The organism is Nitrospirillum guanabarense, assembly GCF_034653355.1.
In the GTDB taxonomy this organism is placed as follows: domain Bacteria; phylum Pseudomonadota; class Alphaproteobacteria; order Azospirillales; family Azospirillaceae; genus Nitrospirillum.
Genome location: NZ_JAYEER010000003.1, coordinates 1,705,291 through 1,719,602 on the forward strand (window position 1 = coordinate 1,705,291; position 14,312 = coordinate 1,719,602).

Annotated in this window: 13 protein-coding genes; 11 read left to right on the plus strand and 2 right to left on the minus strand. The window is 68.6% G+C overall.

Going from position 1 to position 14,312, the window contains the following annotated elements; genetic code table 11:
- The first annotated feature begins 309 nt into the window (after positions 1 to 309).
- The 11 genes from UAA55_RS16785 (at position 310) to UAA55_RS16835 (ending at position 11,526) form a co-directional block, all read left to right on the plus strand.
- Positions 310 to 1,356: a LacI family DNA-binding transcriptional regulator gene (locus tag UAA55_RS16785; RefSeq protein ID WP_145610081.1), complete on the plus strand. Its 1,047-nt coding sequence runs from the start codon at positions 310 to 312 to the stop codon at positions 1,354 to 1,356.
- A gap of 83 nt (positions 1,357 to 1,439) precedes the next feature.
- Positions 1,440 to 2,405: a metallophosphoesterase family protein gene (locus tag UAA55_RS16790; RefSeq protein WP_322954128.1), complete on the plus strand. Its 966-nt coding sequence runs from the start codon at positions 1,440 to 1,442 to the stop codon at positions 2,403 to 2,405.
- Positions 2,406 to 2,417: 12 nt separating this feature from the next.
- Positions 2,418 to 2,768: a cupredoxin domain-containing protein gene (locus UAA55_RS16795; RefSeq protein ID WP_322954129.1), complete on the plus strand. Its 351-nt coding sequence runs from the start codon at positions 2,418 to 2,420 to the stop codon at positions 2,766 to 2,768.
- A gap of 12 nt (positions 2,769 to 2,780) precedes the next feature.
- The gene (locus UAA55_RS16800; protein WP_322954130.1) at positions 2,781 to 3,329 is read left to right on the plus strand and encodes a sigma-70 family RNA polymerase sigma factor; all 549 of its coding nucleotides are present in this window, start codon (positions 2,781 to 2,783) and stop codon (positions 3,327 to 3,329) included.
- The gene (locus UAA55_RS16805; RefSeq protein WP_322954131.1) at positions 3,326 to 4,114 is read left to right on the plus strand and encodes an anti-sigma factor family protein; all 789 of its coding nucleotides are present in this window, start codon (positions 3,326 to 3,328) and stop codon (positions 4,112 to 4,114) included. The genes UAA55_RS16800 and UAA55_RS16805 overlap by 4 nt, the downstream gene beginning before the upstream one ends.
- Positions 4,115 to 4,252: 138 nt before the next feature.
- Entirely contained in the window at positions 4,253 to 5,434 is a 1,182-nt protein-coding gene (locus tag UAA55_RS16810; protein WP_322954132.1) for a fumarylacetoacetate hydrolase family protein, read from the plus strand.
- 52 nt (positions 5,435 to 5,486) lie between these two features.
- Positions 5,487 to 6,248 (plus strand): SDR family NAD(P)-dependent oxidoreductase, encoded by a 762-nt coding sequence (locus UAA55_RS16815; protein WP_322954133.1) that lies wholly within the window; start codon positions 5,487 to 5,489, stop codon positions 6,246 to 6,248.
- Positions 6,249 to 6,264: 16 nt separating this feature from the next.
- On the plus strand, positions 6,265 to 7,128 hold the full coding sequence (locus UAA55_RS16820; protein ID WP_322954476.1) for an SMP-30/gluconolactonase/LRE family protein: 864 nt from the start codon (positions 6,265 to 6,267) through the stop codon (positions 7,126 to 7,128).
- On the plus strand, positions 7,121 to 8,899 hold the full coding sequence (locus UAA55_RS16825) for an IlvD/Edd family dehydratase (RefSeq protein WP_322954134.1): 1,779 nt from the start codon (positions 7,121 to 7,123) through the stop codon (positions 8,897 to 8,899). The genes UAA55_RS16820 and UAA55_RS16825 overlap by 8 nt, the downstream gene beginning before the upstream one ends.
- A 144-nt stretch (positions 8,900 to 9,043) precedes the next feature.
- Complete coding sequence (gene xylE, locus UAA55_RS16830; protein WP_322954136.1) at positions 9,044 to 10,507, plus strand: D-xylose transporter XylE; 1,464 nt, start codon at positions 9,044 to 9,046, stop codon at positions 10,505 to 10,507.
- Positions 10,504 to 11,526 carry an aldose epimerase family protein gene (locus UAA55_RS16835; RefSeq protein WP_322954137.1) on the plus strand — a complete coding sequence of 341 codons (1,023 nt, stop codon included), beginning with the start codon at positions 10,504 to 10,506 and terminating at the stop codon, positions 11,524 to 11,526. The genes xylE and UAA55_RS16835 overlap by 4 nt, the downstream gene beginning before the upstream one ends.
- A gap of 93 nt (positions 11,527 to 11,619) precedes the next feature.
- On the opposite strand, the gene UAA55_RS16840 is transcribed toward UAA55_RS16835, so the two are convergent.
- Both UAA55_RS16840 and UAA55_RS16845 read right to left on the minus strand, forming a co-directional pair.
- Complete coding sequence (locus UAA55_RS16840) at positions 11,620 to 13,641, minus strand: tetratricopeptide repeat protein (protein WP_322954138.1); 2,022 nt, start codon at positions 13,639 to 13,641, stop codon at positions 11,620 to 11,622.
- On the minus strand, positions 13,638 to 14,270 hold the full coding sequence (locus UAA55_RS16845; protein WP_322954139.1) for a phosphohydrolase: 633 nt from the start codon (positions 14,268 to 14,270) through the stop codon (positions 13,638 to 13,640). The genes UAA55_RS16840 and UAA55_RS16845 overlap by 4 nt, the downstream gene beginning before the upstream one ends.
- Positions 14,271 to 14,312 lie beyond the last annotated feature (42 nt).

Consider the following 14,312-nt stretch of genomic DNA (forward strand, 5'->3'; position numbering starts at 1 on the left):
ACGCGAGTGTGGTCAAGTCCTTAAGGGGGAAAGGCTCCGCCGCTTTGCAGATTTGGCAAGGCGGCGGGGCCTTTTGCCGACTCGCCGGCAGGGCCCGAGTCCAAGTTGCGAACCTCATAAGCCTGTATTGGCGCCGCTTTAACGCCGCCCACGCATGTAAAGCGGCCTCAAACATCCCTGCGGGCCTGCATCCCAGCCAGTTTTTACACAAAACTGTCAGCAGGCGATTGCGCAAGTCCCAATGGTACTGCTATCACCGGTGCAAACCGGCAGTGGATGCGCGGGCCCGAGAAGCGGAGCAGGAAGCGTATGGAAAAGCGGCGTGGGCGGAGTTCGCAGGGAGTCACCATTCGTGAGGTGGCGGCGCGCGCCGGCGTTTCCCCGATGACGGTATCCCGCGTCATCAACAATGAGAACAATGTCACGCCGGCCACGTCCGCCGCCGTGATGGCCGCCATCCAGGAACTGAAGTACACGCCCAACCCGGCGGCCCGCCGCCTTGCGGGTTCGGAAACCTTCCGCATCGGCCTCTTGTACAGCAACCCCAGCGTCGCCTTCCTGAGCGAGTTCCTGCTGGGCGCCCTGGACGAAAGCAGCAAGACTGGTCACCAGCTGGTGGTGGAAAAGTGCGGCGCCACCGCCGCCACGGAAAAGGCGGCGCTGCAGAAGCTGCTGCAGAGCGGTGTCGACGGCGTCGTCCTGCCGCCTCCGCTGTGCGAGGCCAAGAGCATCCTGGCGGAGATCGCCAAGTCCGGCGTGGCCGCCGTGGCCGTGGCGGCCGGCCAGCCGGGCCCCGATGTCGCCACGGTGCGCATCGACAACTACAAGGCCGCCCACCGCATGACCCAGCACCTGCTGTCGCTGGGCCACCGCACCATCGGCTTCATCAAGGGCCACCCCAACCAGACCGTCAGCGACCAGCGCCTGCACGGCTTCCTGGACGCGCTCAGCGAGGCGGGGCTGGATCCCAAAGCCGCCCCGGTGGAGCAGGGCTATTTCAACTACCGCTCCGGCCTGGCGGCGGCGGACAAGCTGCTGGCCCTGAAGGACCGGCCCACCGCCATCTTCGCCGCCAACGACGACATGGCCGCCGCCGTGCTGGCCACGGCCCACCGTCTGGGCCTGAACGTGCCGGTCGACCTGTCCATCGCCGGCTTCGACGACACGCTGATCGCCGGCACCATCTGGCCGGCCCTGACCACCGTCCGCCAGCCCATCGCGGCCATGGGGCGGGCGGCCGTCAGCATGCTGCTGGATGAAGTGAAGCGCCGCCGCGGTGGCGGCACCGGCGCCCCGGCGCAGCAGCTGTTGCGCCACACGCTGGTGGAGCGCGAGTCCACGGCCGCGCCCGCCTGAAAATAATTTCCGTCGATCGGGAATAAGCCGGGGCACCGGCCGGTCTTGCCCCCTGGAACCACCTTTTCCAGGGGAGCGGCATCATGGCCAAGCAGCCTTCCATATCAGGGGATGAGATCGACACTGGGCGTCGCAACGCCCTGAAATGCATGACCTGGGCCGGAACCGGCCTGGTGTGGAGCCTGGCCGGCGGCGTGCCGCTGACGGCCGGCCTGCTGGCACGCGGCGCGCAAGCGGCGCCGGTGAACCCGGGCCTGACCTTCGTCCAGATCAGCGACAGCCATGTCGGCTTCGACAAGCCCGCGAACCCCGACGCGCTGGCGACCTTGCGTGAGGCGGTGGCCGGCGTCCATGGCCTGCCCGCCAAGCCCGCCTTTGTCATCCATACCGGCGACATCAGCCATCTGTCGCATGATGAGCAGTTCGACGCCGCCGACCAGGCGCTGAAGGAACTGGGCGTGCCCGTCTTCTTCGTGCCTGGTGAACATGACGTGCTGGACGACGGCATGGGGGCGGCCTACCTGGCCCGCTATGGCAAGGGACCCAACGGCAAGGCGCTGGGGGCCGGCTGGTACAGCTTCGACCACGACGGCGTGCACTTCGTCGCCCTGGTCAACGTCGTGAACCTGAAGGGCGGCGGCCTGGGCAACCTGGGGGAGGATCAGCTGGTCTGGCTGGCCGACGACCTGCGCGCCCTGTCCGCCAGCACGCCGGTGGTGGTGTTCGCCCACATCCCGCTGTGGACCGTCTACCCCGAGTGGGGCTGGGGCACCGACGACGGCGCCCGCGCGCTAGGCCTGCTGGCCCGCTTTGGCAGCGTCACCGTGCTGAATGGCCACATCCACCAGATCCTGCAGAAGGTGGAGGGCAACGTGGCCTTCCACACCGCCCGCTCCACCGCTTTCCCCCAACCGTCGCCGGGCAGCGCGCCCTCGCCGGGGCCCATGAAGCTGCCGGCGGACAAGCTGCGCGGCGCCCTGGGCGTCACCACCATCACCTATCACGCCAAGGCCGGCCCCCTGGCCGTTGTCGACGCCACCCTCGGTTAAGCGAGAAGACCCATGCGTACCCTTATGTCCGCCGCGCGCGTCGCGGCCGTGCTGTTCTGCGCCCTGGCGGGTTTCGCCCACGCCGAAGCCGTTGAGATCCGCATCGACAACTTCACCTTCAGCCCGGCGGAGGTGCATGTGGCGCCGGGCACGACCATCGTGTGGGTGAACGCCGACGACATCCCCCACGCCGTGGCCGCCAACGACAAATCCTTCAAGTCCAAGGTCCTGGACACCGAAGAGAAGTACAGCCGCACCGTGGCGGGGCCGGGCACGATCGATTACTTTTGTTCCCTGCACCCACACATGACCGGCCGCATCATTGTCGATGGCGGCGGTGCCGGGGGGCCGGCGGGGCATTAGGAGGCGGGCGCCTTGAGGGGTGACGAGACGGCGGACAGGACCCGCCGCTTCCAGGACCTGGTTCTGATCCACCTCGATGCCGCCTATGGCCTGGCGCGCTGCATGACGCGCGACCCGGTGGCGGCGGAGGACATCGTCCAGGACGCCTTCCTGCGGGCCCATCGCGCCTTCGATGGTTTTCGCGGCGGCGACGCGCGGGCCTGGCTGTTGACCATTGTGCGCAACAATGTCCGCAGCTGGGCCGCTGCCCGCCGTGACCGGGCCGAGCAGGCGCTGGAGTCGGTGCCCGGGCAGGGCGCGGACATCGCCGATGAGGCGGCGCCGACCCCAGAGGCCTGGCTGGCGGCGCAGGAGGATGCGGCCGACCTGCGCACCCTGATCGAGGGACTGCCGCCCGCCTTTCGTGAAACCCTGCTGCTGCGGGAGATGGAAGAGATGTCCTATCGCGACATCGCCGCCGTGACCGGGGCGCCCGTGGGCACCGTCATGTCGCGGCTGGCCCGCGCGCGTGACCTGCTGGCCGCCGCCTGGCGGCGCAGAGAGGCTGGAGAGACGAGATGACGGCATGCCCGGACAAGGCGGAGCTGCTGCACGGCCTGCTGGATAATGAACTGGATGTGGCGCATGCCCGCGAGCTGGAGGCGCACATTGCCGCCTGTCCCGCCTGCGCCGAGGCGCTGAGCGAGCTGCGGGCCCTGCGCGCCCTGTTGGCCCAGCCGTCCCTGCGGCATACGGCGCCGGCGGCCCTACGCGCCCGCATCCTGGCCGACATCGGCGCGGTCGATCCTCTGCGCCACGTCGCCAAGCCTCAAGGGCGGCGTTGGTCGCCGCAATTGCGCCGCTGGGGCGGGGCGGGGATGGGTGTCGCCATCGCCGCCAGCCTGCTGCTGATGGTGGCGCCCTTCGACCGTGACGCCGGGCTGGAGAGGGAGCTGGTGGCGGGACATGTCCGCTCGCTGCAAGCGCAGCACTTGCTGGACGTGCCGACCAGCGACCACCATACGGTGAAGCCCTGGTTCGCGGGCAAGCTGGATTATTCCCCGCCCGTGCCGGAACTGGCGGCAGCGGGCTTCCCCTTGCAGGGCGGGCGCCTGGACTACGTGGCCGGCCGGCCGGTGGCGGCCCTGGTCTATCGCCATGGCGCCCATGTCCTGAACCTCTACGTCTGGCCCGGCGAGGGGCCCCGCCAGCCGGCCTTCGAGGCGCGTGACGGCTACAACCTCATGAGGTGGCGGGACGGCGGCATGGCCTATTGGGCGGTCAGCGACGTGGGCGCGGAGGAGATGCACGCCTTTGCCACAGCCCTGGCCGGGGCCGTCGCGGCCCAGAATCCTGGCAAACCTTAGCGCGAAACCTTCGTGCGTCCCGCGTCGAATTCCGGACTGGTATGGTAACGTCGCCTTGACAGCGCTTCTCCCTGGCCTCTAATGTTAGCGTTAACAAGGGCCGCCTGGCGATAACGCACCTTGGGAGGAGTTCAAGAGATGGGGTACCCGGTCGACACGCCGGTGCAGACTACGCACGACAGCATTTTTCCCGAGGACAGCGCCGCCGCCGTTCTGTTGGGCCGTATCGACGCGGGCGAGGGGCCGACGCCCATCCTGATCCGCAACGGCGAGATTTTTGACCTGTCGGGCGTCGCCCCGACCGTGTCCGAATTGATGAACCGCCTTGAGCCCGGCCGGATCCCCGAGGGCAAGTCCATCGGTCGCGTGGCTGACTGGGCCCTGAACCCCACCTGGGCCGGTGGCACTAAAGGCGCCAAGCTGCTGACCCCCATCGACCTGCAGTGCATCAAGGCCGCCGGCGTGACCTTCGCCGTCTCCGCCCTGGAGCGCGTGATCGAGGAACGGGCGCGCGGCGATGCCGGCAAGGCCCTGGAAATCCGCCAGGCCCTGTCGTCCCGCGTCGGCACCGATCTGCGCCTGGTGAAGCCCGGTTCCGAGAATGCCGCCCGCCTGAAAGAGGCGCTGATCGCCGACGGCCTGTGGTCGCAGTACCTGGAAGTGGCCATCGGTCCGGACGCCGAGGTGTTCACCAAGGGCCCGACCCTGTCCGCCATGGGCTGGGGTGTGGAGATCGGTGTGCGCGCCGACAGCCATTGGAACAACCCGGAGCCCGAGGTGGTCCTCCTGTGCGACGGCCAGGGCCGCGCGCGCGGCGCCACACTGGGCAACGACGTCAACCTGCGCGACTTTGAAGGCCGCAGCGCCCTGCTGCTGTCCAAGGCCAAGGACAACAACGCGTCCTGCGCCATCGGCCCCTTCGTCCGCCTGTTCGACGACACCTTCACCATGGACCATGTCCGCGAGGCCGTGGTGCACCTGAACGTGACGGGTGAGGACGGCTTCGTCCTGGATGGCAAGAGCACCATGTCCGAGATCAGCCGCGATCCGCTGGACCTGGTCGGCCAGACCCTGAACAAGAACCACCAGTATCCCGACGGCTTCGCACTGTTCCTGGGGACGCTGTTCGCGCCGGTCGAGGATCGCGACGCGCCGGGCCGCGGCTTCACCCACAAGACCGGCGATATCGTCAGCGTCTCCAGCCCGCGCCTGGGCACCCTGGTCAACAAGGTGGTGCCCTGCCACGAGGCGGCGCCCTGGACCTTCGGCCTGACCGAACTGATGCGCAACCTGGCCCGCCGCGGCCTGCTGAACGGGTGATGCCGCTGGCGCCACCCATCCACACCCTTTTCTGTTGGGCCTGAAATACATCATGACGCACGCCATCTATCCCAGCCTGCGGGGCAAGCGGGTCATTGTCACCGGTGGCGGCTCCGGCATCGGCGCCGCCATCACCGAGGCGTTCGTCCGTCAGGGCGCCCAGGTTTCCTTCCTGGACATCGCGGAGGCCGACTCCCGCGCCCTGGAACAGTCGCTGGCCGAGGACGCGGAGCACGCGCCCAAGTTCTATAAGTGCGACCTGACCAACCTGGATCAGCTTAAGGCGACGCTGGCGGAAATCCAGAACGCCGGCCCGGTCGATGTGCTGGTGAACAACGCCGCCAACGACGACCGCCACACGATCGAGCAGATCACGCCGGAATACTGGGACAACCGCATGGCGGTGAACCTGCGGCACATGTTCTTCGCGTCCCAGGCCGTCGTGCCGGGCATGAAGGCTCAGCGCAGCGGCGCCATCATCAACTTCGGCTCCATCTCCTGGCATGTGGCCCTGCCGGAACTGCTGATGTACCAGACAGCCAAGGCCGGCATCGAGGGTATGACCCGTTCGCTGGCCCGCGACCTGGGTGAGCACAACATCCGCGTCACCTGCGTGGTGCCGGGCGGCGTGCGCACGGAGCGTCAGATGCGCCTGTGGCACAACCCGGAGGAAGAGGCCCGCATCCTGTCGCAGCAGTGCCTGAAGGAACGGGTGGACCCGCCGCATGTGGCCGCCATGGTGCTGTTCCTGGCCTCCGACGATGGCCGCATGTGCACCAGCCACGAATACTTCGTCGACGCCGGCTGGCGCTGAGGAGTGGCCCGTGACCATGGAGCCGCGCTGCATCTGGGCCTTGGGGGCCACCTTGGGGGAAGGGCCGGTGTGGTCCGCCCGTGACCAGGCCCTGTGGTTCGTGGACATCAAGAAGCGGCGGATCCACCGCTTCCGCCCCCAGGACGGTTCCACCCGCAGCTTCGACGCGCCCGACCAGCCGGGCTTCGCCCTGCCGCGCGCCGGGGGCGGCCTGATCGTGGGCCTGCCGGGGAAGCTGGCCCGTTTCGATACCGAAACGGGTGTGTTCGAGCCGCTGGTGGCGGTGGAGTGGGACCGCGCGGGTAACCGCCTGAACGACGGTTTCGTCGATGCCCAGGGCCGGCTATGGTTCGGCTCCATGGATGACGCGGAAGAGGCGGCGACCGGCGCCCTTTATTCCTGGACCGGGGCGCTGAGGCGCCATGTCGATGGCATCGTCATCACCAACGGGCCTTGCACCAGCCCCGATGGCCGGACCTTCTATCACACCGACACCTTGGGCAAGACCATCACCGCCTATGACCTGTCGGCCGATGGCGCGCTCAGCGAAGGACGGTTGCTGATCATCATCGAGGAGGGCGCCGGCTGGCCCGACGGAACGGTGGTGGACGCGGAAGGGTGCCTGTGGGTGGGCCTGTTTGGCGGCTGGGCCGCCCGGCGCTATTCCCCGGCGGGGGAGTTGTTGCAGGTCGTGCGCTTCCCCTGCGCCAACATCACCAAGCTTGCCTTCGGCGGCGATGACCGCTTGGATCTCTACGCCACCACCGCCGCCAAGGGCCTGAGCGACGACGATCGCGCCGTCCAGCCGCTTGCTGGCGGCTTGTTTCACTTCAGGGCCACCGTGCCGGGCCTGCCCCCGGCGGAGATTGCGTATGGTTGACCGTCCTTCTGTCCGCTTCCGCTCCCGCGATTGGTTTGACGCGCCGGACCGGATCGACATGACCGCGCTTTATCTTGAGCGCTTCATGAACTACGGCATCACGCCGCAGGAACTGCGTTCCGGCAAGCCCATCATCGGCATCGCCCAGACCGGCAGCGACATCTCCCCCTGCAATCGTATTCACCTGGAATTGGCCAAGCGTGTCCGCGACGGTATCCGCGACGCTGGCGGCATTCCCATGGAATTCCCGGTCCACCCCATCTTCGAGAACTGCCGCCGTCCGACGGCGGCCATGGACCGGAATCTCGCCTACATGGGCCTGGTGGAGATCCTGTACGGTTACCCCATCGACGCCGTGGTGCTGACCACCGGCTGCGACAAGACCACGCCGGCCGGCATCATGGCGGCGAGCACGGTCGACATCCCGGCCATCGTCCTGTCCGGCGGACCCATGCTGGATGGCTGGCACGAGGGCGACCTGGTGGGATCGGGCACTGTCATCTGGCGCAGCCGCCGCAAGCTGGCGGCCGGCCTGATCGACGAGGATGAGTTCCTGGACGCGGCCGCCTCCTCGGCGCCGTCGGCCGGCCACTGCAACACCATGGGCACGGCCAGCACCATGAACGCCGTGGCCGAGGGGCTGGGCCTGTCGCTGACCGGCTGTTCCGCCATCCCCGCCCCCTACCGCGAGCGCGGGCAAATGGCCTACGAGACGGGCCGCCGCATCGTCGATATGGCGTATGAGGATCTGCGCCCGTCCAAGATCCTGTCGCGGGAGAGCTTCCTGAACGCCATCAAGCTGGTGGGCGCCCTGGGCGGCTCCAGCAACGCGCAGCCGCACATCAACGCCATGGCCCGCCACGCGGGCGTGGAGTTGACGGCCGACGACTGGCGCATCCACGGCTATGACGTGCCGCTGCTGGTTAACATGCAGCCGGCCGGCAAGTACCTGGGCGAGCGCTTCCACCGCGCCGGCGGCGTGCCCGCCGTGATGTGGGAACTGCAGCAGGCGGGCAAGCTGTTCGACAAGGCGATGTCGGTCACCGGCCGCCCCATCGGCGAGAACCTGGAGGGCCGCGAGAGCCCGGACCGGGAGATGATCACGCCCTACAGCGCCCCCCTGAAGGAGCGTGCCGGCTTCCTGGTGCTGAAGGGCAACCTGTTCGACTTCGCCATCATGAAGACCAGCGTGATCTCGGAAGAGTTCCGCCAGCGTTACCTGAGCGAGCCGGGCCGCGAAGGCGTGTACGAGGGCCGGGCCATCGTCTTCGACGGGCCGGACGATTACCACGAGCGCATCAACGACCCGGCGCTCAACATCGACGAACGCTGCATCCTGGTGGTGCGCGGCGCCGGTCCGCTGGGCTTCCCCGGCTCGGCCGAGGTGGTGAACATGCAGCCGCCGGACGCGCTGCTGAAGGCCGGCATCACCAGCCTGCCCACCATCGGTGACGGCCGCCAGTCCGGCACCTCGGACAGCCCGTCCATCCTGAACGCCTCGCCGGAGAGTGCCGTGGGCGGAGGGCTGGCATGGCTGCGCACCGGCGACACCATCCGCATCGACCTGAACCAGGGCACCTGCGACATGCTGGTGGATGATGCCGAGATCCAGAAGCGCAAGGCTGACGGCATCCCGGCCACCCCGCCCAGCTACACGCCGTGGCAGGAGATGTACCGCCAGACCGTGGGCCAACTGGACAGCGGCGGCTGCATGGAGCCGGCGCTGAAGTACCGGGGCGTCGTGGCCCACCCGCCGCGGCATAACCATTGATTTGAAGGATACCGGTGCCCGGCGACGTCTCGTCCGGGGTGCCGGCGGTGATCTGAGGTGCAAAGGCGTCCCCGTTCCAGGTGGAGTGGGGGCGCCTGGCTTTAGGACAAATGGCGGGCGACGTGGCCCGTCGGGGAGGAATGAATGGGCAACAAGCAAGGCGCACTGTCGCTGACGACGGGCCTGACACTGATCGCCACCCTGGGCGGTCTGTTGTTCGGGTACGACACCGCCGTCATTTCCGGCGCGATGGCCAGCATCGACATCAATTTCATCAAGCCGCTGAATTTGACGGAAACAGCGCATGACAGCCTCAAGGGCCTGACCATCTCCAGCGCGCTGGCCGGCTGCGTCGTCGGTGGTCTGGTCGCGGGCAAGATGGCCGACCGTTTCGGCCGCAAGCCGACGCTGATCTTCGCTGCCTTGATGTTCCTCATCTGCTCGCTGGGATCGGCTTGGCCGGAGTTCGGTTTGGGCACCATCGGCCAGATGGGCCCGGACGCGCTGACGCCCTTCAACATCTACCGCATCATCGGCGGCGTCGGTGTGGGCATCGCCTCGCTGGTTTCCCCCCTCTACATCGCCGAGATCGCGCCGGCCGAGTCCCGCGGCCGCCTCATCTCCTTCAACCAGATCGCCATCGTCGGCGGCATGGTGGGCGTCTATTTCGTGAACTGGGCCATCGCCGGCCTCGGGGACGAAACCTGGCTGCATAGCACCGGCTGGCGCTGGATGTTCGCCTCCGAAGGGCTGCCCTCCATCCTGTTCGCCGTCCTGTTGCTGTTTGCCCCGGACACCCCCCGCTACCTGGTCATGCAGCGCCGTGACAATGAGGCGTTGGACGTGCTGAAGCGTCTGGGCGGCGCCACCGACCCGAAGGTCACGCTGGTCGAGATCGAGGAAAGCCTGGTCGTGACCAACGAACGCCTGTTCGCGTTCGGCGGTCTGGTGGTGTTCGTCGGCATCCTGCTGTCGGTCTTCCAGCAGTTCGTGGGCATCAACGCCGTGCTCTACTATGCCCCTCAGATGTTCCAGAACATGGGCATGGATACCAATGCCTCGCTGTGGCAGACGGTCATCGTCGGCATCGCCAACGTCGCCTTCACCTTGGTCGCCACCGTCTCGGTCGATCGCCTGGGGCGCAAGCCCTTGTTGATCGCGGGCGGCCTAGTCATGACCGTTTCCATGCTGGCGCTGGGCACGCTGTTCGCCACCGGCCAGGCGGGGCTGGCGGCGCTGGCCGCCATGCTGGTCTATATCGCCGGCTTCGCCTTCTCCTGGGGCCCGGTGGTCTGGATCCTGCTGGCCGAGATGTTCCCGAACGCCATCAAGGGCAAGGCGCTGGGCATCGCGGTCGCGGCGCAGTGGATCGCCAACCTGCTGGTCACCTGGTCCTTTAACGTCATGGACGGCAATTCGGTACTGAACGCCCATTTCCACCACGGCTTCGCCTATTGGATTTATGGCCTGTTCAGCCTACTGTCCGCCCTGTTCGTGTGGCGCTTCGTCCCGGAAACCAAGGGCCGGAGCCTGGAAGCCATCCAGGAGCTGTGGACCCACAAGCCCCTGCATGACGCCGTGCAACAGGTGAGGGCGGCGCGGTCATGATCCGATCCTTCGGGACGACCAGGGATGGTGCGCCGGTCCGGGCGGTGACGCTCGGGCCGGCGGACGGCCTTCAGGCGGAGGTGCTGACCTTCGGCGGCATCCTGCGACAGCTGTCGGTACCCGGCCCCAAGGGCCGGCGCAACCTGGTCTTGGGTCTGCCGGATGTGGCGGCCTATGAGAACGACCCGGCTTATCTGGGATGCCTGGTGGGGCGCTATGGCAACCGCATCGCCAACGCCCGCTACACGTACCAAGGCCGGACGGTTGAGCTGGTGCCCAATGAGGGTGTCAACCAGCTGCACGGCGGTCCGGGTGCCTATGGCCGCAAGGTCTGGCGTCTGCAGGATTTCCAGGGTGGGGCGGACTCCCGGCTGGTGTTGGGCCTGACCTCCCCGGATGGGGAGAACGGCTTCCCCGGCACCCTGGAGGTGACGGCGGAAATCACCATCAGCGGCGGTGACCTGACCCTGCGCTTCACCGCCATCGGTGACGCGGACACGCCGGTCAGCCTGACCTGGCATCCCTATTTCAACCTGGCGGGTGACCCGCAAGTGGCGGCCGACCGGCAGATGCTGCGCCTTCGGTCCCAGCATTTCCTCCCCGTGGGCCCCGGTTTGATTCCCACCGGCGCGCTGGAGCCGGTGGCCGGCACGGCCTTCGATTTCCGCCGGCCGCGCCTGGCGACGCCGCGCCACAACCATCCCCAGATCTTCCAGGCCGGCGGCTACGACCATTGCTTCGTCCTGGACCGGGAAGACACCTGGGACGAAGCGGCGGACTGGGCCGCCACGCTGTCATCCCCCGACAGCGGGGTCAGCCTGCGCCTGCATACCGACCAGCCGTCGGTGCAGTTCTATGGCGGCCAGGGCCTGGCCTCGCAGTATCCGGACCTGGGCACGGGCGTCTGCCTGGAGCCCCAGGCCTTCCCTGACGCGCCCAACCAGCCGTCCTTCCCCGACACCATGCTGAAGGCGGGTGATCGCTACAGCCGGGTGATGCGCTTCAGCCTCAGCTGGTAGGCGCGGGCGCCGCCTCAAAGAAAGGGTATCCATCCGTTGGGATGGGTGCCCTTTTTCTTGGTGAAACCAGCATCGCGTCGGCGTCGGATTGGCTCACGGCCCCAAACGGCCCAGATTGGCCGCCGCCTTGTCGTAGTTGGGATTTAGGCGCAGGGCGGTGCGCCAGGCCTCCGCCGCCTCGGCTCGCCGGCCCAGCGCCAGCAGCACGGCGCCCAGGCTGTTCCAGGCCTCGAAAAATCCTGGTTCCGCCGCCAGCGCCTGGCGCAGCAGAGGTTCGGCTTCCTCCGGCCGGCTGACCTGGTGCAGCAGCAGGCCCAGCAGATGCAGGGTATCGCCCCGCGCCTGGGCCTCCGCCGGCCCATCGGCCAGCAGGCGGCGATATGCGGCTTCCGCCTCATCCACCCGGCCGGCCTGATGCAGGGCCAGAGCCTCGGCCAACGAGGTCGGGGACGCGGCGGGCGTGATCAGGGCCGTCAAGGCGTGAACCATGCGTTGGATCACATCCGCCAGGGTCTCTTCCTCCCTAGGCGCGGGGAAGATGCGCATGGCGGGATACCAGGGGCGGACCATGGTGCCCAGGCCGCTCCAGTCCTGGCTGGGGGTGGAGATGCGCCAAGTGGGCACGCCCAGGCCGGCCGCGATCTCCCCGACCGAGGTGGGGGCCGTCAGCACCAGGTCCAGGGTGGAGATCAGGGCGGCCACCCCCTCCAGGTCGTTGCGCTGGTCCAGGTCGGGCCAGTCGGCGACGTCCAGGCCCCGGGCCCGCGCTTGGGGTATCTCGATGGCGGAGATGTCGCGGTTGTACTGAAGGCTGACCAGGTGGATGCCCGGCACCTGGGCCAAGGGCAGCCAGTCGGCCAGGGTGGTGTAGCTGATGGCGCGCTCCGCCGTCAGCAGGCCGCTGGTCCAGCACAGCCCCACCTTCAGTCCAGGCCCCAGAGCCGCCACCCGCCGCGCCCAGGGGGTGGCGCGATCTGGGTCGGGCTTCAGGAAGGGGCGGGCGCCGCGGAAGCTGGCGAGACTGGGACGGCAATAGCGGGCAAGGCTGCCGGTGGGCAGCTGCGCCGTGGCCGTGGCGGTGCGGGAATCGGCCGAGGCGTCGCGGGACCCGCTAAGGGCCACCGCCGCCGGCCGCCCCACCACCGTCACCGGGGCGAAGGACCGGGCGAACAGCGGCACCAGCCGCTCGTCGCATTCCAGCAGGATGTCGGTGCCGGCGGCGCGCACCGCGTCGGTCAGGCCGGCGGCCAGGTCGGGAACTTGGCTGGCGAACAGGATCTCGTCACCCAGGCCCTGCTCGCCCCACAACAGCAGCCGCCGTCCCATCAGGCTGTCGCCCTGCCAAACCGGTACAGGGAAGGACCGCCGGACGGAGGGGAAATGGCTGGCCTTCCATCGGCTTTCGTGCAGAGCCCAAGCCTCCGACCCCGGCCCTTGCAGCAGCAGCAGGCGGGCCAGGTTGTGGCGGGCGTCGTGGGCCAGTTGTTCGCTTATCCCAGGCTGGGCCAGCAGGTGGCGTAGTTCCTCCACCGCCACCGCCTGCTGCTCCAACGCCTTGTGGGCCAGCGCCAGGTTCATGCGGGCGCCGCCGTCGGTGGGATCCAGGGTAACCGCTTGGCGCAGGGCCGCGCGTGCCGCGTGCATGGCCTGCTGGTCGAACAGCATTTTCCCAAGGTTGGCGTAGGCGCCGGCGAAGGTGGGGTCCAGCGCGATGGCGCGGCGCCAGTGGGCCTCCGCCGCCAGTGTCTGGCCGTTATGGCGGGCCACCAAGGCCAAGCCGTTCTCGGCGTCGGCGGCCAGGTCGGCGGGCAGGCCGGGCAGGGCGGCCAGGCGGGCAAAGGCGGCACCGGCCTCATCCATGCGGCCGGCCTGGCGCCGCCGCTCCGCCACGTTGGCCCAGGCGGAGGCGTGCGTGGGCAGCAGGGATGCCGCCCGCTCGGCGGCGGCCAGCGCGTCGTCCGCCTGGCCCAGGGCGGCTGCGGCCACGCTCAAGGCCAGCCAGCCGGCGCCCTCGTGCGGCCAGCGGGCCACCACCTCCCGGTACAGGGTGGCCGCATCCGTCATGCGGCCGGCGGCCAGGGCGGCCTGCGCCCGGCCCAGCAGAGGCGTGTTCATGCCTGGCCGTCCCGCTTCCGCAGCAGGACCCGCAGCGCGGCCAGAAAGCGCTGCGCCGCCACGTCGGCCGGCCAGGGCTCCCAGGGTATGCCGGCGTATTCCTGGTGCAGGGGATCGTCGTCCAGGGGTTGATAGGGAATCTTGAGCGTGCGGCGGATTTCATCCCGTGACCAGCCGACCACGTGCAGCGCCTCACTGGCGGCGGCGATGCGATCGGCCCGCTTGTGGTTCTTCTTGGTGGTCAGGTTCCAGACCGGGATCTGGTACCGCAGGGTGATCGCCCCTTCCAGCCGTGCGGCCAGGGCCTTGTACTCCGGTCCCAGGAAGGGCTTCAGCGGTGAAATGGCGTCGAAGCCCAACAGGCCCTCATCGGCGTCATGCAGCAGCTCCCGCAACTCCGCCGCCGGGCTCAGAGGCTTTTCGGCCTGGGCGCGCGACAGGGCCAGCACGGTCAGGGAGTGCTGGGCCACCGACAAGGGCAGGGGCCAGCGGGAATGCCCGCCCCAGCGGTAGGTGCGCGCCAGGCCCATGGCCAAGTCCTCGTCATCCCAGTCCAGGGGCGTGGGCGCCAACAGGTTCAGGTGGCGCCGCGAGGGTAGTCTGACCCAGGCCCGTGCCTCACCGCTCATGCCTGCCGCTCCATCCACCGCCATCCCTAACAGATAACGCGT

Bases quoted from the DNA above. Each gene is read 5' to 3' on its own strand.
- xylE (WP_322954136.1), top strand. From the start codon at position 9,044: ATGGGCAACAAGCAAGGCGCACTGTCGCTGACGACGGGCCTGACACTG.
- UAA55_RS16840 (WP_322954138.1), bottom strand. From the start codon at position 13,641: ATGAACACGCCTCTGCTGGGCCGGGCGCAGGCCGCCCTGGCCGCCGGC.
- UAA55_RS16835 (WP_322954137.1), top strand. From the start codon at position 10,504: ATGATCCGATCCTTCGGGACGACCAGGGATGGTGCGCCGGTCCGGGCG.
- UAA55_RS16785 (WP_145610081.1), top strand. From the start codon at position 310: ATGGAAAAGCGGCGTGGGCGGAGTTCGCAGGGAGTCACCATTCGTGAG.
- UAA55_RS16815 (WP_322954133.1), top strand. From the start codon at position 5,487: ATGACGCACGCCATCTATCCCAGCCTGCGGGGCAAGCGGGTCATTGTC.
- UAA55_RS16805 (WP_322954131.1), top strand. From the start codon at position 3,326: ATGACGGCATGCCCGGACAAGGCGGAGCTGCTGCACGGCCTGCTGGAT.
- UAA55_RS16825 (WP_322954134.1), top strand. From the start codon at position 7,121: ATGGTTGACCGTCCTTCTGTCCGCTTCCGCTCCCGCGATTGGTTTGAC.
- UAA55_RS16820 (WP_322954476.1), top strand. From the start codon at position 6,265: ATGGAGCCGCGCTGCATCTGGGCCTTGGGGGCCACCTTGGGGGAAGGG.
- UAA55_RS16790 (WP_322954128.1), top strand. From the start codon at position 1,440: ATGGCCAAGCAGCCTTCCATATCAGGGGATGAGATCGACACTGGGCGT.
- UAA55_RS16810 (WP_322954132.1), top strand. From the start codon at position 4,253: ATGGGGTACCCGGTCGACACGCCGGTGCAGACTACGCACGACAGCATT.
- UAA55_RS16845 (WP_322954139.1), bottom strand. From the start codon at position 14,270: ATGAGCGGTGAGGCACGGGCCTGGGTCAGACTACCCTCGCGGCGCCAC.
- UAA55_RS16795 (WP_322954129.1), top strand. From the start codon at position 2,418: ATGCGTACCCTTATGTCCGCCGCGCGCGTCGCGGCCGTGCTGTTCTGC.